The organism is Mycobacterium colombiense (assembly GCF_001665835.1).
GTDB classification, from domain to species: domain Bacteria; phylum Actinomycetota; class Actinomycetes; order Mycobacteriales; family Mycobacteriaceae; genus Mycobacterium; species Mycobacterium colombiense_A.
On sequence record NZ_LZSX01000089.1, the window covers coordinates 134,347 to 156,638 of the forward strand.

The 22,292-nt window shown below is 62.9% G+C and carries 17 protein-coding genes, 2 rRNA genes and 1 pseudogene; 1 reads left to right on the forward strand and 19 read right to left on the reverse strand.

Going from position 1 to position 22,292, the window contains the following annotated elements; genetic code table 11:
- Positions 1-77: 77 nt before the first annotated feature.
- From A5760_RS22510 to murA, 3 genes are all read right to left on the reverse strand, one after another.
- Positions 78-3,187, reverse strand: a 23S ribosomal RNA gene (locus A5760_RS22510).
- 283 nt (positions 3,188-3,470) lie between these two features.
- Positions 3,471-5,001, reverse strand: a 16S ribosomal RNA gene (locus A5760_RS22515).
- Together the 16S and 23S rRNA genes form the textbook arrangement of a ribosomal RNA operon.
- A 374-nt stretch (positions 5,002-5,375) precedes the next feature.
- Positions 5,376-6,629 carry a UDP-N-acetylglucosamine 1-carboxyvinyltransferase gene (gene murA, locus A5760_RS22520; protein WP_064884898.1) on the reverse strand — a complete coding sequence of 418 codons (1,254 nt, stop codon included), beginning with the start codon at positions 6,627-6,629 and terminating at the stop codon, positions 5,376-5,378.
- 68 nt (positions 6,630-6,697) lie between these two features.
- Between murA and A5760_RS22525 the strand changes: the two genes are divergently transcribed.
- Positions 6,698-7,279 carry a cob(I)yrinic acid a,c-diamide adenosyltransferase gene (locus tag A5760_RS22525; RefSeq protein ID WP_064884900.1) on the forward strand — a complete coding sequence of 194 codons (582 nt, stop codon included), beginning with the start codon at positions 6,698-6,700 and terminating at the stop codon, positions 7,277-7,279.
- A gap of 21 nt (positions 7,280-7,300) precedes the next feature.
- On the opposite strand, the gene A5760_RS22530 is transcribed toward A5760_RS22525, so the two are convergent.
- From A5760_RS22530 to rho, 16 genes and pseudogenes are all read right to left on the reverse strand, one after another.
- On the reverse strand, positions 7,301-7,744 hold the full coding sequence (locus A5760_RS22530) for a DUF2550 domain-containing protein (RefSeq protein ID WP_064884902.1): 444 nt from the start codon (positions 7,742-7,744) through the stop codon (positions 7,301-7,303).
- A gap of 6 nt (positions 7,745-7,750) precedes the next feature.
- The gene (locus A5760_RS22535) at positions 7,751-8,116 is read right to left on the reverse strand and encodes a F0F1 ATP synthase subunit epsilon (protein ID WP_064884904.1); all 366 of its coding nucleotides are present in this window, start codon (positions 8,114-8,116) and stop codon (positions 7,751-7,753) included.
- A 34-nt stretch (positions 8,117-8,150) separates the two neighbouring features.
- Entirely contained in the window at positions 8,151-9,599 is a 1,449-nt protein-coding gene (atpD, locus tag A5760_RS22540) for a F0F1 ATP synthase subunit beta (protein ID WP_064884906.1), read from the reverse strand.
- An 18-nt stretch (positions 9,600-9,617) separates the two neighbouring features.
- Positions 9,618-10,526, reverse strand: coding sequence for a F0F1 ATP synthase subunit gamma (locus tag A5760_RS22545; RefSeq protein WP_064884908.1), 909 nt, complete (start codon positions 10,524-10,526; stop codon positions 9,618-9,620).
- A gap of 6 nt (positions 10,527-10,532) precedes the next feature.
- Positions 10,533-12,221: a F0F1 ATP synthase subunit alpha gene (atpA, locus tag A5760_RS22550; RefSeq protein ID WP_064884910.1), complete on the reverse strand. Its 1,689-nt coding sequence runs from the start codon at positions 12,219-12,221 to the stop codon at positions 10,533-10,535.
- A 58-nt stretch (positions 12,222-12,279) separates the two neighbouring features.
- Entirely contained in the window at positions 12,280-13,620 is a 1,341-nt protein-coding gene (locus A5760_RS22555; RefSeq protein ID WP_064884912.1) for a F0F1 ATP synthase subunit B/delta, read from the reverse strand.
- A gap of 6 nt (positions 13,621-13,626) precedes the next feature.
- Entirely contained in the window at positions 13,627-14,160 is a 534-nt protein-coding gene (locus tag A5760_RS22560; protein WP_064884914.1) for a F0F1 ATP synthase subunit B, read from the reverse strand.
- A 9-nt stretch (positions 14,161-14,169) separates the two neighbouring features.
- Positions 14,170-14,418 carry a F0F1 ATP synthase subunit C gene (locus A5760_RS22565; RefSeq protein ID WP_024636915.1) on the reverse strand — a complete coding sequence of 83 codons (249 nt, stop codon included), beginning with the start codon at positions 14,416-14,418 and terminating at the stop codon, positions 14,170-14,172.
- Between the two features lie 85 nt (positions 14,419-14,503).
- Positions 14,504-15,262: a F0F1 ATP synthase subunit A gene (gene atpB, locus A5760_RS22570; protein ID WP_064884916.1), complete on the reverse strand. Its 759-nt coding sequence runs from the start codon at positions 15,260-15,262 to the stop codon at positions 14,504-14,506.
- Positions 15,255-15,749, reverse strand: a complete 495-nt coding sequence (locus A5760_RS22575; RefSeq protein WP_064884918.1) for an ATP synthase subunit I — start codon at positions 15,747-15,749, stop codon at positions 15,255-15,257. Before A5760_RS22575 ends, atpB begins: the two co-directional genes overlap by 8 nt.
- Positions 15,750-15,964: 215 nt before the next feature.
- Positions 15,965-17,174, reverse strand: a pseudogene (locus A5760_RS22580) (glycosyltransferase family 4 protein); the annotation flags it as partial.
- A 28-nt stretch (positions 17,175-17,202) separates the two neighbouring features.
- Positions 17,203-17,862, reverse strand: a complete 660-nt coding sequence (locus A5760_RS22585) for an L-threonylcarbamoyladenylate synthase (RefSeq protein WP_064884922.1) — start codon at positions 17,860-17,862, stop codon at positions 17,203-17,205.
- Entirely contained in the window at positions 17,855-18,733 is an 879-nt protein-coding gene (gene prmC, locus A5760_RS22590) for a peptide chain release factor N(5)-glutamine methyltransferase (protein ID WP_064884924.1), read from the reverse strand. The genes A5760_RS22585 and prmC overlap by 8 nt, the downstream gene beginning before the upstream one ends.
- Complete coding sequence (gene prfA, locus A5760_RS22595) at positions 18,730-19,803, reverse strand: peptide chain release factor 1 (RefSeq protein WP_064885062.1); 1,074 nt, start codon at positions 19,801-19,803, stop codon at positions 18,730-18,732. The genes prmC and prfA overlap by 4 nt, the downstream gene beginning before the upstream one ends.
- A 99-nt stretch (positions 19,804-19,902) precedes the next feature.
- A complete protein-coding gene (gene rpmE / locus A5760_RS22600; RefSeq protein WP_007773875.1) occupies positions 19,903-20,133 on the reverse strand; it encodes a 50S ribosomal protein L31 in 231 nt (76 codons plus the stop codon).
- Between the two features lie 156 nt (positions 20,134-20,289).
- Entirely contained in the window at positions 20,290-22,161 is a 1,872-nt protein-coding gene (gene rho / locus A5760_RS22605; protein ID WP_064884926.1) for a transcription termination factor Rho, read from the reverse strand.
- Positions 22,162-22,292: the final 131 nt, after the last annotated feature.

Sequence of the window (22,292 nt, forward strand, 5' to 3'; positions counted from 1 at the left end):
CTATTTAAATTTGTTTGGTGGGGGGTGTGGCATTCGCGGCATTACTGCCGTGAATTGGACTGTGGTTGCGATTGTGTGTTGGTAAGTTTTCGGCCGGTTAGTGCCAGTTCCCTGCACCCATTACTGGGCTTCCAGGTCTGACCTATCGAACCCGTAGTCTGCGGGGGGCCTTATCCCTCTAAAAGGGTGAGAAACCTGATCTTGGAGAAGGTTTCCCGCTTAGATGCTTTCAGCGGTTATCCTGTCCGAACGTGGCTATCCAGCCGTGCCCCTGGTGGGACAACTGGTATACCAGAGGTTCGTCCGTCCCGGTCCTCTCGTACTAGGGACAGGTTTCCTCAAGTTTCTGACGCGCGCGGCGGATAGAGACCGAACTGTCTCACGACGTTCTAAACCCAGCTCGCGTGCCGCTTTAATGGGCGAACAGCCCAACCCTTGGGACCTGCTCCAGCCCCAGGATGCGACGAGCCGACATCGAGGTGCCAAACCATCCCGTCGATATGGACTCTTGGGGAAGATCAGCCTGTTATCCCCGGGGTACCTTTTATCCGTTGAGCGACACCCCTTCCACTCAGAGGTGCCGGATCACTAGTCCCGACTTTCGTCCCTGCTTGACCTGTAAGTCTCGCAGTCAAGCTCCCTTGTGCACTTACACTCAACACCTGATTGCCGTCCAGGTTGAGGGAACCTTTGGGCGCCTCCGTTACATTTTAGGAGGCAACCGCCCCAGTTAAACTACCCGCCAGGCACTGTCCGTGAACCCGATAAGGGTTCGACGTTAGGTGTCCAATACGATCAGAGTGGTATTTCAACAACGACTCCATACAAACTGGCGTCTGTATTTCACAGTCTCCCACCTATCCTACACAAACCGTACCGAACACCAATACCAAGTTGTAGTGAAGGTCCCGGGGTCTTTTCGTCCTGCCGCGCGTAACGAGCATCTTTACTCGTAGTGCAATTTCGCCGAGTCTATGGTTGAGACAGTTGGGAAGTCGTTACGCCATTCGTGCAGGTCGGAACTTACCCGACAAGGAATTTCGCTACCTTAGGATGGTTATAGTTACCACCGCCGTTTACTGGGGCTTAAATTCTCCGCTTCACCTTACGGTTAACGGGTCCTCTTAACCTTCCAGCACCGGGCAGGCGTCAGTCCGTATACATCGTCTTGCGACTTCGCACGGACCTGTGTTTTTAGTAAACAGTCGCTACCCACTGGTTTCTGCGGCCGAATCCCGCTCCCACCGCAAGGGTGTTCACGGTATTCCGGCCCCCCTTCTCCCGAAGTTACGGGGGCATTTTGCCGAGTTCCTTAACCATAGTTATCTCGTACGCCTTGGTATTCTCTACCTGACCACCTGTGTTGGTTTGGGGTACGGGCCGTGTATGTGCTCGCTAGAGGCTTTTCTTGGCAGCAGAGGATCACCGAATTCGCCTCAATCGGCTATGCATCACCTCTCGGGATTAATGAGCGACGGATTTGCCTATCGCTCTCCCTACAGGCTTGCCCCAGTATTACCACTGACTGGTACGGCTACCTTCCTGCGTCACCCCATCGCTTGACTACTACCAGCGAAGGTCCCACGCAGCCCCGAAACTCCATGCCCCCGAAGGGGAATGGTCGATCCGGTTTTGGGTGGTTAGTACCGCTGATTCATCAGGGACGCCTATACACGGGTACGGGAATATCAACCCGTTGTCCATCGACTACGCCTGTCGGCCTCGCCTTAGGTCCCGACTCACCCTGGGCGGACTGGCCTGGCCCAGGAACCCTTGGTCTTACGGCGGGCAAGGTTCTCACTTGCCTTATCGCTACTCATGCCTGCATTCTCACTCCCCCATCCTCCACCACCGGTCACCCAATGGCTTCGCTGAATGAGGGACGCTCCCCTACCCACATCCACCGTACGGTGAATGTGCCGCGGCTTCGGCGGTGTGCTTGAGCCCCGCTACATTATCGGCGCATAATCACTTGACCAGTGAGCTATTACGCACTCTTTCAAGGGTGGCTGCTTCTAAGCCAACCTCCTGGTTGTCTCTGCGACTACACATCCTTTTCCACTTAGCACACGCTTAGGGGCCTTAGCCGGCGATCTGGGCTGTTTCCCTTTCGACGTACGGAGCTTATCCCCCGCCGTCTCACTGCCACGCTTTACACCACGGCATTCGGAGTTTGGCTGACGTCAGTAACCTAGTAGGGCCCATCGGCCATCCAGTAGCTCTACCTCCGTGGTGAACCACGCAACGCTGCACCTAAATGCATTTCGGGGAGAACCAGCTATCACGGAGTTTGATTGGCCTTTCACCCCTACCCACAGCTCATCCCCTCAGTCTTCAACCTAAGTGGGTTCGGGCCTCCACGCGGTCTTACCCGCGCTTCACCCTGGCCATGGGTAGATCACTCCGCTTCGGGTCCAGAACACGCCACTACACCCCAAAGGGGATGCGCCCTATTCAGACTCGCTTTCGCTGCGGCTACCCCGCACGGGTTAACCTCGCGACGTGTCCCTGACTCGCAGGCTCATTCTTCAAAAGGCACGCCATCACCCCACGAAGAGGCTTTGACGGATTGTAGGCACACGGTTTCAGGTACTATTTCACTCCCCTCCCGGGGTACTTTTCACCATTCCCTCACGGTACTAATCCGCTATCGGTCATCGAGAAGTATTTAGGCTTACCGGGTGGTCCCGGCAGATTCACAGCAGATTCCACGGGCCCGCTGCTACTCGGGAGTTGATACAAGGTAGGTGACGGGTTTTCGCGTACCGGGCTCTCACCGTCTACGGCAGGCCATCCCAGGCCACTTCTGCTAACCACGACACTTTCTGACTACCCCTCAGCCAGGTAGAGCTGAGACATATCAATCCCACAACACCGCGCGCACAACCCCTACCCGGTTATACATGCGTGCGGTTTAGCCTGTTCCGCGTTCGCTCGCCACTACTGACGGAATCACAATTGTTTTCTTCTCCTACGGGTACTGAGATGTTTCACTTCCCCGCGTTACCTCCCGCACCCTATATATTCAGATACGGGTAACACGACATCACTCGTGCTGGGTTTCCCCATTCGGAAATCCTCGGATCAATGCTTGGTTGACAGCTCCCCGAGGCATATCGCAGCCTCCCACGTCCTTCATCGGCTCTCGATGCCAAGGCATCCACCATGCGCCCTTAAACACTTACTTACACACAAGAATCAAAAAAGAAATTACACATTTTGATGAACACGTCAGCCCCAAAGGACTACGCGTTCATCTAGATGCTCGCAACCACTATCCAATACTCAAACACCACACCCCACCACCAAGATGGAGGGACTCCACACGGTTCGACCGAGTGTTGTCTCAGGGCCCAATAGTGTGTCTGGCAATCATTTGCTGTTGTGCACCCGGTTTTCGTCCACTACAGACGAGAACCCCTCACGGCTCGCACTCCACCAATTGGAGTGCTTTTCGTGGTGCTCCTTAGAAAGGAGGTGATCCAGCCGCACCTTCCGGTACGGCTACCTTGTTACGACTTCGTCCCAATCGCCGATCCCACCTTCGACAGCTCCCTCCAAAAGGTTAGGCCACTGGCTTCGGGTGTTACCGACTTTCATGACGTGACGGGCGGTGTGTACAAGGCCCGGGAACGTATTCACCGCAGCGTTGCTGATCTGCGATTACTAGCGACTCCGACTTCATGGGGTCGAGTTGCAGACCCCAATCCGAACTGAGACCGGCTTTAAAAGGATTCGCTTAACCTTGCGGCATCGCAGCCCTTTGTACCGGCCATTGTAGCATGTGTGAAGCCCTGGACATAAGGGGCATGATGACTTGACGTCATCCCCACCTTCCTCCGAGTTGACCCCGGCAGTCTCTCACGAGTCCCCGGCATTACCCGCTGGCAACATGAGACAAGGGTTGCGCTCGTTGCGGGACTTAACCCAACATCTCACGACACGAGCTGACGACAGCCATGCACCACCTGCACACAGGCCACAAGGGAACGCCTATCTCTAGACGCGTCCTGTGCATGTCAAACCCAGGTAAGGTTCTTCGCGTTGCATCGAATTAATCCACATGCTCCGCCGCTTGTGCGGGCCCCCGTCAATTCCTTTGAGTTTTAGCCTTGCGGCCGTACTCCCCAGGCGGGGTACTTAATGCGTTAGCTACGGCACGGATCCCAAGGAAGGAAACCCACACCTAGTACCCACCGTTTACGGCGTGGACTACCAGGGTATCTAATCCTGTTCGCTCCCCACGCTTTCGCTCCTCAGCGTCAGTTACTGCCCAGAGACCCGCCTTCGCCACCGGTGTTCCTCCTGATATCTGCGCATTCCACCGCTACACCAGGAATTCCAGTCTCCCCTGCAGTACTCTAGTCTGCCCGTATCGCCCGCACGCTCACAGTTAAGCCGTGAGATTTCACGAACAACGCGACAAACCACCTACGAGCTCTTTACGCCCAGTAATTCCGGACAACGCTCGCACCCTACGTATTACCGCGGCTGCTGGCACGTAGTTGGCCGGTGCTTCTTCTCCACCTACCGTCAATCCGAGAAAACCCGAACCTTCGTCGATGGTGAAAGAGGTTTACAACCCGAAGGCCGTCATCCCCCACGCGGCGTCGCTGCATCAGGCTTGCGCCCATTGTGCAATATTCCCCACTGCTGCCTCCCGTAGGAGTCTGGGCCGTATCTCAGTCCCAGTGTGGCCGGACACCCTCTCAGGCCGGCTACCCGTCGTCGCCTTGGTAGGCCATCACCCCACCAACAAGCTGATAGGCCGCGGGCCCATCCCACACCGCAAAAGCTTTCCACCAAAAGACATGCGTCTAAAGGTCCTATCCGGTATTAGACCCAGTTTCCCAGGCTTATCCCGAAGTGCAGGGCAGATTGCCCACGTGTTACTCACCCGTTCGCCACTCGAGTACCTCCGAAGAGGCCTTTCCGTTCGACTTGCATGTGTTAAGCACGCCGCCAGCGTTCGTCCTGAGCCAGGATCAAACTCTCCAAACAAAAACTCCTCGCAGAACGAGGTGAATTCAAATCAGAGAAAATCTGACCTAACAAAAAGACACCAAAAACTGGCATCATAAAATACGGCCATACCGACACACGGGGAGTGTTTTAGTATGGCCAAAAAAACAACAACAAAATAAAAAGACCAAACACACTATTGAGTTCTCAAACAACACTTGTTTCGCCCGTTTTGGGGCAACCCTGCCAGCTTAATACAGATCCGGCAGGTAAGTCAACTCCCAATTTTGATCTTTCTAGAGACCGTGTCGGGAGCAGCCGTGCCAGGCTAGTACCAATCCAGCAAGGGAGTCAAGGCCCCGCTCTCGTCCACCTTCGCGTTGGTGATCGCGCTTGTGGGGCACTGACTTTGGTTACTGTACCCGTTCGATCTCCGCTCCCAAAATCGCCAGGTTTTCCACGAACAACGGGTAGCCGCGATCGATGTGGAAGACGTCGTGGACCTCGGTGTCTCCGTCGGCGACGAGCCCGGCCAACACCAGCCCGGCGCCGGCCCGAATATCCGAACACCACACCGGTGCACTCGACAATTGCGGCAACCCCCGAACGACGGCGTGGTGCCCGTCGGTGCGGGCGTCGGCGCCTAGGCGGATCATTTCTTCAACGAATCGGAAGCGCGCCTCGAATACGTTCTCGGTGATCATCGACGTGCCGTCGGCGATCGAGGCCAGCGCGATCGCCATCGGCTGCAGGTCCGTCGGGAATCCGGGGAACGGCAGGGTCGCCACGTTGACCGCCTTCGGGCGTTCGTACTGCGCCACCCGGAAGCTGTCGTCGGTCTGGGTGACGGTGGCGCCGGCGTCGTGCAACTTGTGCAGCACCACCTGCAGGTGCGCCGGGTCGACGCCCGTCACCGTGATGTCTCCGCGGGTTATCGCGGCGGCGATACCCCAGGTGGCGGCGACGATGCGATCCCCGATGACGCGGTGCTCGGTCGGGTGCAGCTTCGGGACGCCGGTGATGGTCATCGTCGGCGAACCCGCGCCCTCGATCTGCGCGCCCATCTGGTTCAGCATCGTGCACAGATCCACGACGTCGGGCTCGCGCGCCGCATTGTGGATGGTGGTCACGCCCTCGGCCACGACCGCGGCCATCAGGATGTTCTCGGTGGCTCCCACCGAAGGGAACTCCAGCTGAATCTCCGCCCCGCGCAACGTATCGGCCTGTGCCACCACGCATCCGTGCTCGATATTGCACTGCGCACCGAGTTGGCGCAGGCCGGCCTGATGCATGTCCAGCGGGCGCGAGCCGATCGCATCGCCGCCCGGCAGCGCGACGCGCGCGCGCTTGCATCGGCCGACCAGCGGTCCCAGCACGCACACCGACGCGCGGAACTGTCGCACCGCGGCGAAGTCGGCGTCGTACTTGGGCTCATCGGGAGAGGTGATTCGCGCGACGTCGCCGTCCAGTTCGACGGTTGCGCCCAGGCCGCGCAGCACCTCCGCCATCAGCGGCACGTCCAGGATGTCGGGGCAGTTGGTGATGGTGCTGGTGCCTTCGGCCAACAGCGTCGCCGCCATCAGCTTGAGCACGCTGTTCTTTGCGCCCCCTACTGCGACTTCGCCTGACAACCGGTTGCCGCCGGTCACCACGAATCGCTCAGCCACCCGGGTCAGTCTAGTGAAGCGCTATCGGCTTGTCAGTCGGCTAACCCACACCCGAGTACGGTTTGCTCATGGCTGTACACCTGACTCGCATCTATACACGAACCGGTGATGACGGCACCACGGGATTAAGTGACTTCTCGCGGGTATCCAAGAACGACCCTCGCCTGGTGGCCTACGCCGATTGTGACGAGGCCAACTCGGCGATCGGCGTGGCCGTCGCCGTGGGCCAGCCGGACGAGAAGCTCACGGGTGTGCTGCGGCAGATCCAGAACGATTTGTTCGATGCCGGCGCGGATCTGTCGACTCCCGTGGTGGAAAACCCCGAATATCCCCCGCTGCGGGTCACCCAGCCCTACATCGATCGACTCGAAAAGTGGTGTGACACATATAACGAACCACTGCCGAAGCTGAATTCGTTTGTGCTGCCCGGTGGTTCGCCGTTGTCGGCGCTGCTGCACGTCGCCCGCACCGTGGTACGTCGAGCCGAGCGATCGGCGTGGGCGGCCATCGACGCCGCGCCCGGACAGGTCAACCCCCTGCCGGCGAAATACCTGAACCGCCTGTCGGATCTGCTGTTCATCCTGTCGCGCGTGGCCAACCCCGAGGGCGACGTGCTGTGGAAACCCGGCGGCGAGAACGCCGGCGCGTAGTCGGCCGGCAGCCCTGTGCGCCTACAGGCTGCGGCGACGGGAACGGGGCGACGGACGCGACTCCAGCCAGGACAGGAAGGCGGTCAATGCGCCCTTGTCGAAGGCGATCTCGTAGCCGGACCTGCGGTCCTGGGTCGTATCGCGCAGCTCGATGACGACGATCTCGTCGGTCATGATGTCGAACTCATCACCGCGCGGCGCGCGGCGGGACACGATCTCCACGCCCCGCCGGCTCAGCCGCCGGTCCGGCCACAGTCGCAGACTGGAGAGCCGGTAGAACGCGGCTTCACCGCCGTGGTAACGGATTACGCCGTGCCGCCAGCCGTGGCCTCCAACCGCGGGAATGTCTCGCATGATCCCGGCCGTGCCGCCCTGGCGCAGCTTCCACAGCCGATAACTCAGCCCGATGACGGCGCTCGCCAGCACGACGACGAGCACGACCATGCCGATCATGGGCGCGCTCATCGGCGGTTAGTCGATCGCGCCGACGGCGCGCAATCTCGCGCGCCCTTTGGCGGCGATACGCGGATCGTCAGACTCAGCAGCCTCTCTGGCGGCGCTCTCGTCGATCTCCGACTCGAACTCGGCGGATTCGGCGAGGATCGTCACCGATTCCTCGGTGACGGACAGGAATCCGCCGTCGACCGCGATCCGCAGATCGTCTTCGCCCTCTCGTTCGACGCGCACCATTGCGTCGTCGACCAACTGCCCCACCAGCGGGATGTGCCGCGGCATGATGCCGATCTCACCGACGGTGGTGCGGGTGAACAGAAACGTTGCTTCACCCGACCAGATCTTGCGGTCGACGGCGACTATCTCAACGTTCAATTCAGCCATGCCACGAGCCTTTCAGAGCCTGTTCGCTCACGCCTCAGGATTCCAGTTTGGCGCCAAAGCCTTCGGCCTTCTTCGCCAGGTCGTCGAGGCCACCGATCAAGAAGAACGCCTGCTCCGGGACGTGGTCGAAATCGCCCTTGGTCAGGCGGTCGAACGCCTCGATGGTCTCCTTCAGCGGAACCGTCGAGCCCGGCTGACCGGTGAACTGCTCGGCCGCCATCATGTTCTGCGACAGGAATCGCTCGATCCGTCGTGCACGCTGAACGAGCTGCTTGTCCTCTTCGGACAACTCGTCGATACCGAGGATCGCGATGATGTCCTGCAGGTCCTTGTACCGCTGCAGGATTCGGATGACTTCCTGCGCCACCCGGTAGTGCTCGTCACCGACGACGCTCGGGTCGAGGATCGTCGAGCTTGATGCCAGCGGGTCCACCGCGGGGAAGATGCCCTTGGAGAACACGTTTCGCGACAGCTCGGTGGTGGCGTCGAGGTGGGCGAACGTCGTCGCCGGCGCCGGGTCGGTGTAGTCGTCGGCGGGCACGTACACGGCCTGCATGGACGTAATTGACTTGCCTCGCGTCGAGGTGATGCGCTCCTGCAGCTCGCCCATCTCGTCGGCCAGGGTGGGCTGGTAGCCCACGGCCGACGGCATACGACCGAGCAGGGTCGACACCTCGGATCCGGCCTGGGTGAACCGGAAGATGTTGTCGATGAACAACAGCACGTCCTGGCCGGCCTCGTCACGGAACCACTCGGCCATGGTCAGCGCGGACAGGGCCACCCGCATACGGGTGCCGGGCGGCTCGTCCATCTGACCGAAGACCAGCGCGGTGTCCTTGAGCACGTCGGCTTCCTTGAGCTCGACCCACAGGTCGTTGCCCTCACGGGTGCGCTCACCGACGCCGGCGAAAACCGAAGTGCCACCGAAGTTTCGAGCAATACGGTTGATCATCTCCTGGATCAACACCGTCTTGCCCACGCCGGCACCGCCGAACAGCGCGATCTTGCCACCACGCACGTACGGGGTGAGCAGGTCGACGACCTTCAGGCCCGTCTCGAGCATCTCGGTGCGGGGCTCGAGTTCCTCGAACGGCGGCGGCTTGCGGTGAATCGACCAGTGCTCGAACTCTTCTCCGTAACCGGGCTTGTCCAAGCAGTCGCCCAGCGCGTTGAAGACGTGGCCCTTGACCTCTTGGCCGACCGGCACCGAGATCGGCTTGCCACTGTCCGTCACCTCGACACCACGCACCAGACCGTCGGTCGGCTGCAGCGAGATGGTGCGCACGAGGTTGTCGCCGAGGTGCTGTGCGACCTCGAGCGTCAGGGTCTTCTTGAGTTCCTCGAACGTGATCTCGGCGTTGAGCGCGTTGAACAATTCCGGCACGGACCCGCGCGGGAACTCGACGTCGACAACCGGGCCGGTGATTCGCACCACGCGGCCGCTGGTCTCGGATTTGGTGGTCTTTTCGTCAGTAGCAGTCATTTTCTTCTTCCTCGTGTGCTACTTAGCGTCGGCCAGCGCGTTTGCGCCGCCGACGATTTCGCTGATCTCTTGGGTGATCTGAGCCTGCCGCTCGCGGTTCGCCATCAGCGTGAGCTCTTTGATCAGGTCGTCGGCGTTGTCGGTCGCCGACTTCATCGCTCGCTGCCGCGACGCGAGCTCCGATGCCGCCGATTCGAGCAGCGCCGCGTAAACCCGGGTCGTCACATACCGCGGCAGCAGTGCCTCGAAAAGCGTTGTCGCGTCCGGCTCGAACGAGTACAGGGTGTGGAGTTCGTCGGTGTCCTCGACGTATTCCATGACCAGCGGAGCAATGCGGTGGGCAACCGCGGCCTGCGACATCATCGACTTGAACTCCGAGTAGACGATGTGCAGCTCGTCGACGCCCCGGCCGTCCTGCGACTCGTCGTCACCCGCGCCGGCCATGAAGGTCTCGACCAGGGTGGACGCGATCTCCGCGGCGTTTTCATATGACGGTTGTTCGGAGAAGCCCGTCCACGACTCCGTGATGTCCCAGTTGCGGAACTTGAAGTAGTTCAACGCCTTTCGGCCTACCGTGTAGACAACCGGCGCCTTGCCTTCCCCCCTCAGCAGGGAGAACAGTTCCTCGGAGCGACGGAAGATGCTCGAGTTGTACGCGCCGCACAAACCACGGTCTGAGGACACCACCAGGACGCCGGCCCGCTTCGGCTCGTCTCGTTCGACCAGCAATGGGTGGTCCAAGGCGGCTTCGGAGGACAGCGTGGTGAGCATCGAGGTGATCTGGAATGCGTATGGCCGCGCGGATTCCAACCGGGCCTGCGCCTTGCCGATGCGCGAGGTCGCGATCATCTCCTGGGCCTTGGTGATCTTCTTGATCGACCCGGCCGAACGAATCCGGCCGCGTAATTCGCGAAGTGTGGCTGCCATCGGTAGTTACTTCTTGTCCTTGCCGGAGGCCTTGGAATCCTTGGATTCCTTCTTGTCTTTCGGCTTGTCCTTCTTGACCGGTACGGACTCTTTCTCCAGATCCTCTTCGTTCAGGGCTTCGACGTGCTCGTCAGGCACGACCGATCCACCGCCGGTGGCTGCGAAGCCCTTCTTGAAGTTGTTGATGATCTCGGTGAGCTGGTTTTCGCCCTCTTCCGAGAGCTTTCCGCTGTCGCGGACCCCGCTCAAGAACTTCTCTTCCGAAGCCCGCATGTGGTCGAGCAGCTCGGTCTCGAAACGCCGGACGTCCTCCACGGGCACCGAGTCCAGGTGACCGCCGGTGCCCAGGAAGATCGAAACCACCTGTTCCTCAACCGGCATGGGCTGGTATTGCGGCTGCTTGAGCAGCTCGACCAGGCGTTCACCGCGCTCCAGCTGCGCCTTGGATGTCGCGTCCAGGTCCGAGGCGAAGGCCGCGAACGACTCCAGTTCGCGATATTGCGAAAGGTCCAGACGCAACGAGCCGGCGACTTCCTTCATCGCCTTGATCTGCGCCGCACCACCCACACGGGACACCGACACACCGACGTTGATGGCGGGCCGCACACCCTGGTTGAACAGGTCGGACTCCAGGAAACACTGCCCGTCGGTGATCGAGATGACGTTGGTCGGAATGTAGGCGGAGATGTCGTTGGCCTTGGTCTCGATGATCGGCAACCCGGTCAGCGAGCCACCACCGAGTTCGTCGGACAGTTTGGCGCAACGCTCCAACAGGCGCGAGTGCAGGTAGAACACGTCGCCGGGATACGCCTCGCGACCCGGCGGGCGGCGCAGCAGCAGCGAGATCGCCCGGTACGCCTCGGCCTGCTTGCTCAGGTCGTCGAAGACGATCAGCACGTGCTTGCCCTCGTACATCCAGTGCTGGGCGATCGCCGAACCCGTGTACGGCGCAAGCCATTTGAACCCCGCGGAGTCGGATGCCGGAGCCGCGACGATGGTGGTGTAGTCCATCGCGCCGCCCTCGTCCAGGGCGCGCCGGACCGACGCGATCGTGGTGCCCTTCTGTCCGATAGCCACGTAGACGCAGCGCACCTGCTTGCGCTCGTCGCCGCTCTCCCAGTTCTCCCGCTGATTGAGGATGGTGTCCACGCATACGGCGGTCTTGCCGGTCTTGCGGTCGCCGATGATCAACTGCCGCTGGCCGCGACCGATCGGGGTCATCGCGTCGATGGCCTTGATACCGGTCTGCAGCGGCTCGCTCACGCTCTGCCGATTCACCACCGACGGCGCCTGAATCTCCAGTGCGCGACGGATATCGGTCTCGATGTCGCCGCGGCCGTCGATCGGCTGGCCGAGCGGATTGACGACGCGCCCCAGGAACCCGTCGCCGACGGGAACCGACAGGACTTCGCCGGTGCGCTTGACCTGTTGACCCTCTTCGATCTTTTCGAAGTCACCCAGGATCACCGTGCCGACGCTGTGCTCGTCGAGGTTGAGTGCGACGCCGAGGACGCCGCCGGGGAACTCGAGCAGTTCCTGCGTCATGACCGAGGGCAGGCCTTCGACATGCGCAATGCCGTCCCCAGCGTCGACGACGGTACCGACCTCTTCGCGGGAGGTGTCGGACGTGAAAGAGCCTACGTACTCCTCGATGGCGCTCTGGATGTCATCAGCGGAGATTGTCAACTCGGCCATGGCTTTTCGTCTTCCTACTTGATCTTGGTTCGCGTGCGATTGGGATGAATGGTTGGTGTCAGTCGGGCAATTGAGCCTCGGCCGCGGCAAGGCGAGAAGCGAGCGTCCCGTCGATCACCTCATCGGCCACGGAGATGAGCAGGCCGCCCAGTAGTTCGGCATCGATCTGCAGCTGCACCGCCACCGCGTGGCCGTAGATGCGGCCGAGCACGTCGGTGAGACGCGACCGCTGACCATCGCTGAGTTCGGCCGCCGCACTGACCACGGCGACGATCTCGCCGCGGCGCGCCACGGCGACTTCCGTCAGGAACTGAACAGCGTCCTCGGCCGGCTGGCCTCTGAGCAGTTCAACCGTCTGGGTCAGGAGCGCAGCCACGATGGGCTGGACCTTGCCACTTGCGCTGTCAAGCACCTTGCGCAACAACGCGACTCGGCCCTCGACGGGAACCGCGTAGTCGCCCAGCAGAATGGAAAGTTGCGGCTGCGCGTCGAGGATGCGGGAGAACCGGAACAGCTGTTCTTCGACCTCGTCGACTTTGTCCTCACGTTCGGCGACTTCGAGCAACGCCTGCCGAGAGACGTGTTCGATGGCGTCGACGAGGTCGGAGTTGGCCGACCACCGCTCCGAGACCGCCGAGCGCAGCACCTCGAGCGTGGCGTCGCCGACCTTGCCGGAGACCAGCCGCTCGATCAACCGGACCCTGGGGGCGGCATCCTCGGCGGGAACGGTGAGATACCGCGTGACCACGATCTCGCGGTCCAGCATCTGAGCGACCGTCACCAGTTCAGTCGAGAGAGCCGAAAGTCCCTTGCTGTCAAGGTCTTTGGCTATGGTGTTGAACTTGTCCGACAGGTTACCCAGCGCGACGCGACTTGAAGAGCGCATCTTGGTCATCAACGGGTACTGGACGTCGGCCGCCGCGGGCGCCATCTCGTCGAGCTCGTCGAGGAACCGGTCGACGGTGGCCGACTGCTGTTCTGCGTCGGCGACGTAGTTGCGGACCAACTGACCCGCCTGACGCACCGCTTCGTGGCCGAGTTCCAAACGGAGCTGCCGGCTCAACTGGGTGCGCAACAGGTCGACCTGGCGGCTGCCCTGTACGTTGATGCGTTCGGACTCGACACCAGCCTGGGCCCGCAACTGCTCGACGATGCGGCCCGCGTCGGTCTGGGCCTCGGCGACGACCCGTTCGGCCTCTGTCTTGGCGGCCTCCACGGCCTTGCTGTGCGCCGTGGTCGACTCGGTCAGCCGATCACTTGCCGTCGCAGCATCTTTTAGCTGCTGGCGCACGGCGTCCTGCCGCGCGGTCATCAATCGGCGCACTGGCGGCACGACATAGCGCACCACCAGGAACACGATGGCTGCAAAGCCCACCAACTGGCCGATGAAAGTCGACATACGTGATTACCGTCCGGATGACTTGGTTGCGGATGAGGTCGCGGCGGCGGGGGCGACGTCGACGCCGAGGATTCGACTGGCCAACGTCGCCGACATGGACGCCACGTTGGCACGCAGATCCAGTTCCACGGCGTCCCTCTCGCGCTTCAATTGCTCGGATGCCATTTGCAACGTCGACATCACCTGTTGTTCGGCACGGGCGCGCGCGTCTTCGACCACCTTACGACCTTCGGCGCGGGCGTTGTCGCGCAACGACGACGCCTGAACCCGCCCTTCAGTCAGGGCTTCTTCGTAGTCGGCCTTGGCCGCGTCGAACTGCTCGGCCGCCTTCTTGTTGTCGGCAGCCGTCTTGGCGACCATGGTGTCGCGCTCGCGCAACACCTTCATCACCGGCGGCACAACGAACGTGCCGATGACGGCCAGCACGATCAGGAAGATGGCCAGCACGAAGAAGAAGGTGCCGTTGGGAACGAGGAAGTTGTTGCCTCCCTCGGCCACCACCTGGCTGGATGCCAGAACGCTCAGACTCGCGTCACCCATCACGGCGGACTAGGTGCCGACGGGCGTGGCGAAGACGAACAGCGCCATGAAGGCCAGGTTGATGAAGTAGGCCGCCTCAACCAGACCGACGGTGATGAAGAACGGCGTAAACAACCGGCCTTGCGCCTCGGGCTGCCGGGCGATGCCGGAAACCAGCGCGTTACCGGCGATACCGTCACCGATACCGGCACCGATCGCGCCGCCGCCCATGATGAGTCCACCGCCGATGAGTGCAGCGGCAGCGACTTGGGGGTCCAGAGCCATTCTTATCCTCCTTGATATCTGGTAGGGGTCTACCAGGCCTCTGTAATGGTGCGTGGGTCAAAAACAATTCATGGTCGCGTCAGTCATGGTGATCCTCGATCTCCATGGCTTGACTGAAGTACAGGATGGTCAGAATCGAGAAGATGAAGGCCTGGATCGCCCCGACGAACAGGTCGAAGGCCTTCCAGATCGCGTTGGGCGCCCACATGATGTACGGCGGGAACAGCGCGATCAGCGCGACCAGGATGCCACCGGCGAAGATGTTGCCGAAAAGTCGGAGAGACAACGAGATTGGCTTGGCGAGCTCCTCGACCAGGTTGATCGGCGCCAGGAACGCCACGTGGCCCTTGAGCACGGCCAGCGGGTGTCCGACGACGCCGCGGCGCCAGATGCCCGCCACGTGGTAGCAGACGAACACGAACAGAGCCAGCGCCAGAACGTAATTGATATCCGCCGCTGCCGACTTCAGCAGCTCGGTGGTGTGGCCCGACTTGTCGGTGTACTGCAGCGGCAGCACCGACAGCCAGTTGGAGATCAGGATGAACACGAAGATGGTGACGGCCAGCGGCAGCACGAAGGGTGCGATCCGCATGCCGACCGCGCTCTCGATCTGATCGCGCATCTGGACCGTGATGGCCTCCCAGAACAGCTGAACGCCGCTGGGCACGCCGGTCGAGGTGATCTTCGCCCGCAGGAAGAAGGCCAGTGCCAACACGATCACCGCGGCGATCCCGGTCGCCAGGATCGTGTCGGTGTTGACGGTCAAGCCGAGCCACTTGGCCTGGGTGTGCGCGCCGACCTCGATCGCGCCCTCGGCCAGGAACGTCGTCTCAGGCATCGGTGGTGTTCCTTCCTTCCGGTCCTTCCGACCCTGTGATCACGCCGCCTTCGGCACCGTCCGACGGCTCGGCCCAGTCGCCGGCGCGCAGCTTTTTCCATACCGGAAGCGCTGTGGAGGCGACCAATAGGACCTGGAATAGCGCCAATCCGAACACGACGCCCAGGCCGGCGGGCCGAAAGACGTAGGCGATGATCAGCCCGACGACGGTGATGATGGCCAGCCGTGACGCCGAATTGACCGCCATCGACCTTTTCAGCGGGTGATCCTTGGCGGTAATCGATTCAACCGAGCGACGCACCAGTACCGCATTGAGCAAACCCAGGAGAAGCCCGACGCCGAAGAAGACTCCGACCATCAGGTGGCCTGACAGTCCGGCGGCGAGCACCGCCACCGCTGTGATGGCAATGCTGATCGCGAGGAGCCGAACCGGACGGAAAGCAACAGAGGGAAACACCAACGGCGCGTCCTGCGCTGGTGTCGTCACTGCAGCACCTCAATCCCAGGTTGGTAAAACGGGAACCCCCCGACCGACTGATCGGTGGCCCGCCGAGCGTATCGCACGTCACAGTTGAATCACCCAAGGGGTATCTCCCGAGGCCGGTCTTGAACCAGCCCGATCGGATTAGCCTCCGATGGGCCGGTAGCCTGCGCGGCTTTTTGGGGTTCTACCAGCACCGTACCACACCGCGGAGCCCACTACTACTCCTCGTCGTAGTCCTCGTCCCGACGGCGTAAGAGGGGGATCGCCGTCGCGATGCCGGCCACCACGATCGCACCCAGCATCACCGCGGCGGTATCGCGGGGACGGAAAAAGATTGTGCTGGCGGCTCCGAACGCGACGATCCCGACCCACAGATAGATCAGCAACACCACCCGGCGGTGCGAGTGACCGATCTGCAGCAACCGGTGATGCAGATGCATCTTGTCCGGGCTGAACGCGCTGCGGCCCGCGCGGGTGCGGCGCACGATCGCCAGCAGCAAATCGAGCATCGGCACGAAGATGACCGCGGCCACCAGCAGGAACGGCGACAGCAGGACAAACACGTCACGGGCGCCGTAGGCGTTCTGCGAGACCGGGCCGGCGGCCGTCGTCGACGCGGCCGACAGCATCAGACCGATCAGCATCGAGCCGGAGTCGCCCATGAAGATCTTGGCGCGGTGGAAGTTGTGCGGCAGAAAGCCCAGGCATGCCCCGGCCAGCACCACCGAGATCACCGCCGGCGGATAGAACAGGACGTCACCGCCATGGTCGCGCAGCAGCCCGACCGAGAACATGCAGATGGCGAGCGCGGTGATCAGTCCCAGTCCGGCGGCCAGACCGTCGAGCCCGTCGACGAAGTTCATCGCGTTGACGACCGACACGGTCAGCGCGAGGGTCAGCAGGATCGACGAGGCCTGGTCGAGCACGATGGTGCCGACACCGCCGATCGGGATGTAGAGGACGCTCCACGCCACGCCCATGGTGACGAGCACGCTGGCCGCGGTGATCTGTCCGGCGAACTTCGTTAAAGCGTCGAGGCCCCAACGGTCGTCGATGAGGCCGATGCCCATGATGACCGCGCCGGCCACCAGGACCGCGGGCATACCGCTGGAGTAGACGAACCCACGGGTGAGCGCCGGAAGTTGGGACGCCAGAAAGACGGCCGTGATGACGCCGAGAAACATCGCCAGCCCACCCATCCGGGGGGTTGGCGTGACGTGGACGTCGCGCTCGCGCGGATACGCGACCGCACCCAGCCTGGTGGCCAGCACCCGGACCGGTCCGGTCGCGAAGTACGTGATGATCGCTGCGGTCAATCCCACCAGCGCCAGCTCACGAAGCGGAACGCCGGCGCCGCGGTCGCCCAGGGCGAACAAACCACCGGCAAGGTCGGTTACGTCGCTGGACATCACCGAGACCGTACTGGACAAACCTGGCACCTCGACACCCGCTCCAGTCAGGCCGGGGCGGTCAGGCTTTCCGGATCGACAGCGAGCACTTCCGCGATCCGCTCCGCGCTCACCGGGCCCGGCCGCAGGATCCGCGGTGTGCCACCGGTCAGGTCGACGATCGTCGAAGCGGCCCCCTGATCGGCAGGACCCGCCTCCAGATAGACGTCCACCAGATCGCCGAGCTGGCTGCGCGCCTCGTTGGCGTCCACGGCCGCCGGGCGGCCGGAGACGTTGGCGCTGGACACCGCCAGGGGCCCGACTTCACGCAACAGTTCGATGGCGACGGGATGCAGCGGCATGCGCAACATCACTGTGCCGCGGGCGTCGCCGAGATCCCACTGCAACGACGGCGCCTGGGTCACCACGAGGCTCAACGCGCCCGGCCAGAAAGCGCGGATCAGCTCGCGGGCCCCGTCCGGCATGGTGTAGACGAGTCCCTCGATGGTGTGCCAGGAGCCGACCAGCACGCCCACCGGCATGTCACGCCCCCGGCCCTTTGCCGACAGCAACGCGGAGACCGCGGCGCCGTTGAACGCGTCGGCGCCGATGCCGTACACGGTGTCGGTGGGCATGACGACCAGCCGGCCGCCCTTGAGCGCTCCTGCCGCTGCGGCGATACCGAGTGAGCGCTGACCGGGATCCGCACAGTCGAAGACCTCAGTCATTGGCGCCGTTCTCCCCCGTGCTCGCTTTCCTGCGGGCCGTCACGAAGCGCGGCCGGCCGGTCAGGTCCGCCCGGGACTGGACGTCGTCGAACGCTCCTGTGCGATCGAACAACTCCGCCGTCCGCGCGGAGGTGGTGTCGTCGTGCTCGACGCCAATCAGCCCGCCGGGGCGCAGCCAGCGACCGGCGAGTTGGACGAGGGGCGCGATCACCGCCAATCCATCCGCGCCGCCGAAGACCGCCTGACGCGGATCGTGTTGCGCGACTTCGGGATCCAGCACGGCCTCGTCGGGGACATAGGGCGGGTTGGCCACCACCATGTCGACCCGACCGTCCAGCTCGTCGAGCAGCCCCGGCTGGCACGCCAGCTCGGCGACGTCGGCGCGCAGCAGTTCGATCGCGGTGCCCTGCGCGTTGCGCCGCGCGTACTCGAGCGCGGCATCGGAGTTGTCGATGGCGATGATTCGCGCCCCAGGCATGTAGTGGGCCAGCGCCACCGCTAAAGCCCCCGAACCGGTGCACAGGTCGACGATGACTGGCCGCGGCGCAAGTTGTTGCGCGACAGCCCATGCCAGGAGGGCCTCAGTCTCGGGGCGGGGTATGAAGACCCCGGGTCCGACGTGCAGCGTCACGGGACCGAATGCCGCGGTCCCGAGCAGATGTTGCAACGGCACCCGATGCGAACGCGCAGCCACGACGTCGCGGTAGCGCCGGAAAAACTCGTCACCGGGCGAGTCCAACAGGGTCAGGCGGCCTCGGTCGGTTCCCGCCAGGTGCGCGGCCAGCTGTTCGGCGTCCCAACGCGCAGAATCGATTCCCGCTTCGGCAAGGGTGGCCGCAGCATCGTCGATCACGCGCCGCAGGACGTTCATGCCTGTTGCAGCCGGGTCTGCTTGTCAGCGGCGGCCAGGGCGTCGAACAAGGCGTCCAGGTCGCCGTCGAGGACCTGGTCGAGGTTGTGCGACTTGAAGTTGATGCGATGGTCCGCTATCCGGTTCTCCGGGAAGTTATAGGTGCGGATGCGTTCGCTGCGGTCCACGGTGCGGATTTGGCTGGCCCGGTCCGCCGACGCATCGGCCAGCGCCTGCTCCTCGGCCAGGGCCTGCAATCGGGCGGCCAGGACCTGCAGCGCGCGGGCTTTGTTCTGCAGCTGCGAGCGTTCGTTCTGGCAGGTGACGACGATGCCGGTGGGCAGGTGCGTGATGCGCACCGCGGAGTCGGTGGTGTTGACGCCCTGCCCGCCCTTCCCCGACGAGCGATAGACATCGATGCGCAGGTCCGACTCGTCGATCTGCACCTCGCCAACCTCTTCGGGTTCGGGATACACCAGCACGCCGGCCGCCGAAGTATGAACGCGACCTTGAGATTCCGTCACCGGGACGCGTTGCACCCGATGCACACCGCCCTCGAATTTCATCCGCGACCAGACCCCGTCGGCGGTGTCGCCCTTACTGGCGATGGCCAGCGTCGCGTCCTTGTAACCGCCGAGGTCCGAGGTGGTTTCGTCCAGCACGGTGACAATCCAGCCGTGCCGCTCGGCGTAGCGGATGTACATCCGCGCCAGGTCGGCGGCGAACAACGCCGATTCTTCGCCACCCTCACCGGATTTCACTTCGAGCACGATGTCGTCGGCGTCGTGGGGGTCACGCGGCGCCAGCATGTCGGTGAGCTGGGTGTCCAACTCGGCCACCTGGGTTTCCAGATCGGTCACCTCGTCGGCGAAGGACGCGTCATCGGCGGCCAGCTCGCGCGCCGTTTCGAGGTCGCCGCGGGCGGCTACCAGCTTGCGGTAGGTGCCCACGATCGGGGCCAAGCGAGCGAACCGGCGTCCGGCTTTGCGGGCCTCGTCGGGATTGCTGTGCAATTCGGGATCTGCCAGCCGGCGCTCGAGGTCGGCGTGTTCGGCGAGCAGCACATCAATGGTCTGTACTGGCTTGGTCACTGCCATACCTCCTGCCCCGCTTCGCTTGTGATTACCGCAGACGCAAACCGACGCCCGGCCTGTGCGACAGTGCGCACAGTTCGGGCGTCGGTAACCGAGCTATTTGTCGGCAGCAGCGCCGGCGTTGCGCTTGCCGTACCGCTTCTCGAAGCGGGCCACGCGGCCGCCGCTGTCGAGGATCTTCTGCTTGCCGGTGTAGAAGGGGTGGCACTGCGAGCAGACCTCGACGACGATGTGTCCGCCGTCCTTGGTGCTGCGGGTCTGGAAGGTGTTGCCGCATCCGCAGAGCACCGTGGTCTCCCCGTAGGCGGGGTGAATGTCAGCTTTCATGATGTCCTCTTCGATCGTTTGCCGCCCGCCCCCGTCCAAACTCGGACGGTCGGGCGTGAACTCCGAACCTCAGGCGGTTGTCGGATAATCGAGCCCCGATTATGCCAGGTCAACCACCATCATCCCAAACAGCGAGCTGCGCCCGCGCATTCCCGGCTAGTCGTTGTCCATCGCCCCGGGTGTCGTCTTGGACACCTGCACCAGGAACTCGTAGTTGTTCTTCGTCTTGCGCAACTGCGACATCAGCAGGTCGATGGCCTGATGCGAATCCAGGCCCGACAGCACGCGGCGCAGCTTGTGCACGATGCCGAACTCGTCCGGCGACAGCAGCAGTTCGTCCTTGCGGGTACCCGACGGGTTCACGTCGACCGCCGGGAAGACACGCCGCTCGGAGATCTTGCGGTCCAGCTTGAGCTCGGCGTTACCGGTGCCCTTGAACTCCTCGAAGATGACCGTGTCACCGGTGGACCCAGTCTCGACCATCGCAGTGGCGATGATGGTCAGCGATCCGCCTTCCTCGATGTTGCGCGCGGCGCCCAGGAACCGCTTGGGCGGGTACAGCGCGGTGGAGTCGACACCACCGGACAGGATCCGGCCCGACGCCGGCGACGCGTTGTTGTAGGCGCGCCCGAGGCGGGTGATCGAGTCCAGCAGCACGACGACGTCCTTGCCCTGCTCAACCAGGCGCTTGGCGCGCTCAATGGCAAGCTCGGCGACCGCCGTGTGGTCGGTCGGCGGCCGGTCGAAGGTCGAGGCGATGACCTCCCCTTTGACCGAGCGGGTCATATCGGTGACCTCTTCGGGCCGCTCATCGACGAGCACGACCATGAGGTGGCATTCCGGGTTGTTCCTGGTAATCGCGTTGGCGATGTCCTGCAGGATCGTGGTCTTACCGGCTTTGGGCGGCGACACGATCAGGGCGCGTTGGCCCTTGCCGATCGGCATGATCAGGTCGATGACCCGCGTGGTCAGCCGGTCGCTCGTGGTTTCCAGGCGGAGCCGCTGGTTGGGGTACAACGGCGTCAGCTTGGAAAAATCGGGGCGCTTCTTGGCGTCCTCGACCGAGCCGCCGTTGATGCTGTCCAGGCGCACCAACGGGTTGAACTTCTGCCGCTGGTTGGGCTGTTCGCCTTCCTTGGGCACGCGGACCGCGCCGGTCACGGCGTCACCACGACGAAGGCCGTTCTTGCGCACCATGTTCATCGACACGTAGACGTCGTGCGGACCGGCCAAATAACCGGAGGTGCGCACGAACGCGTAATTGTCGAGCACGTCGAGGATGCCGGCTACCGGCTGAACGACGTCGTCCTCGCGCAGCTCGGCGTCGCCACCCTCACCGGATCGCTCACCCCGGCGACGCCGGTCACGGTCGCGGAACCGGCGTCCCCGCCGGCCCTGACGGCCCTCACCGTCGTCGTCCTGCTGGTTAGAGCCGCCGCGGCCCTGCTGGCCGCCGCCCGAGTTTTGATCCTGGTCGTTGCCGCCGTCTTGGCCGCGGCCGTCATTCTGGTTCTGGTTGTCGTGTTTGGCTTTCTCGCGGCGGTCGGCCTCACCGGTGGCGGCGCCCTCACGGCTGCCTGAGCCCTCGCGGTCGGCGTCGTCGTTGCCGCGGCCCGATGAACCCGCGTCGCGGGAAGCGCCGCGTCGTTCGCGACGGGGAGCCTCGGTCGTCACACCGTTCTGGTCATCCTGTGCCGCCGGTGCTTCGGCGGTGTTGTTGTCGTTCTTGTCGTCGTCTTTGTTGTCCGGCTTGCCGCTGTCCTCAGCGGGCTTGGTGCCATTGGCGGGAGCACCGTTGGCCTGACCCCTGACTTCCTTGATCGCGGCGATCAGTTCGTTCTTACGCATACCTGACGTCCCTTTGACGCCAACTTGATTGGCCAGCGCGCGCAGCTCGGGCAGCACCATCGTGGACAGTGATCCACCCGAGACGTTGCGTTTCGCGTCTGGAGTGTCTGTGGTCACGGCATTCGAGAGTTGATTGGCGTCAGTGTTTTCGCCAGCCGTGAACAGGTCCGTATCAGTCACGGATTTCCTTTCTTTCCCCCGCTGAGCAGGTCATACGGAGGGTTCGTTGCATTCAGGCAAATTGCCGAGTGCGCCCAATCATCGACATTGCAACGGTGATCGCCTGGATCGGCGGAGTAAACGGCGAACCT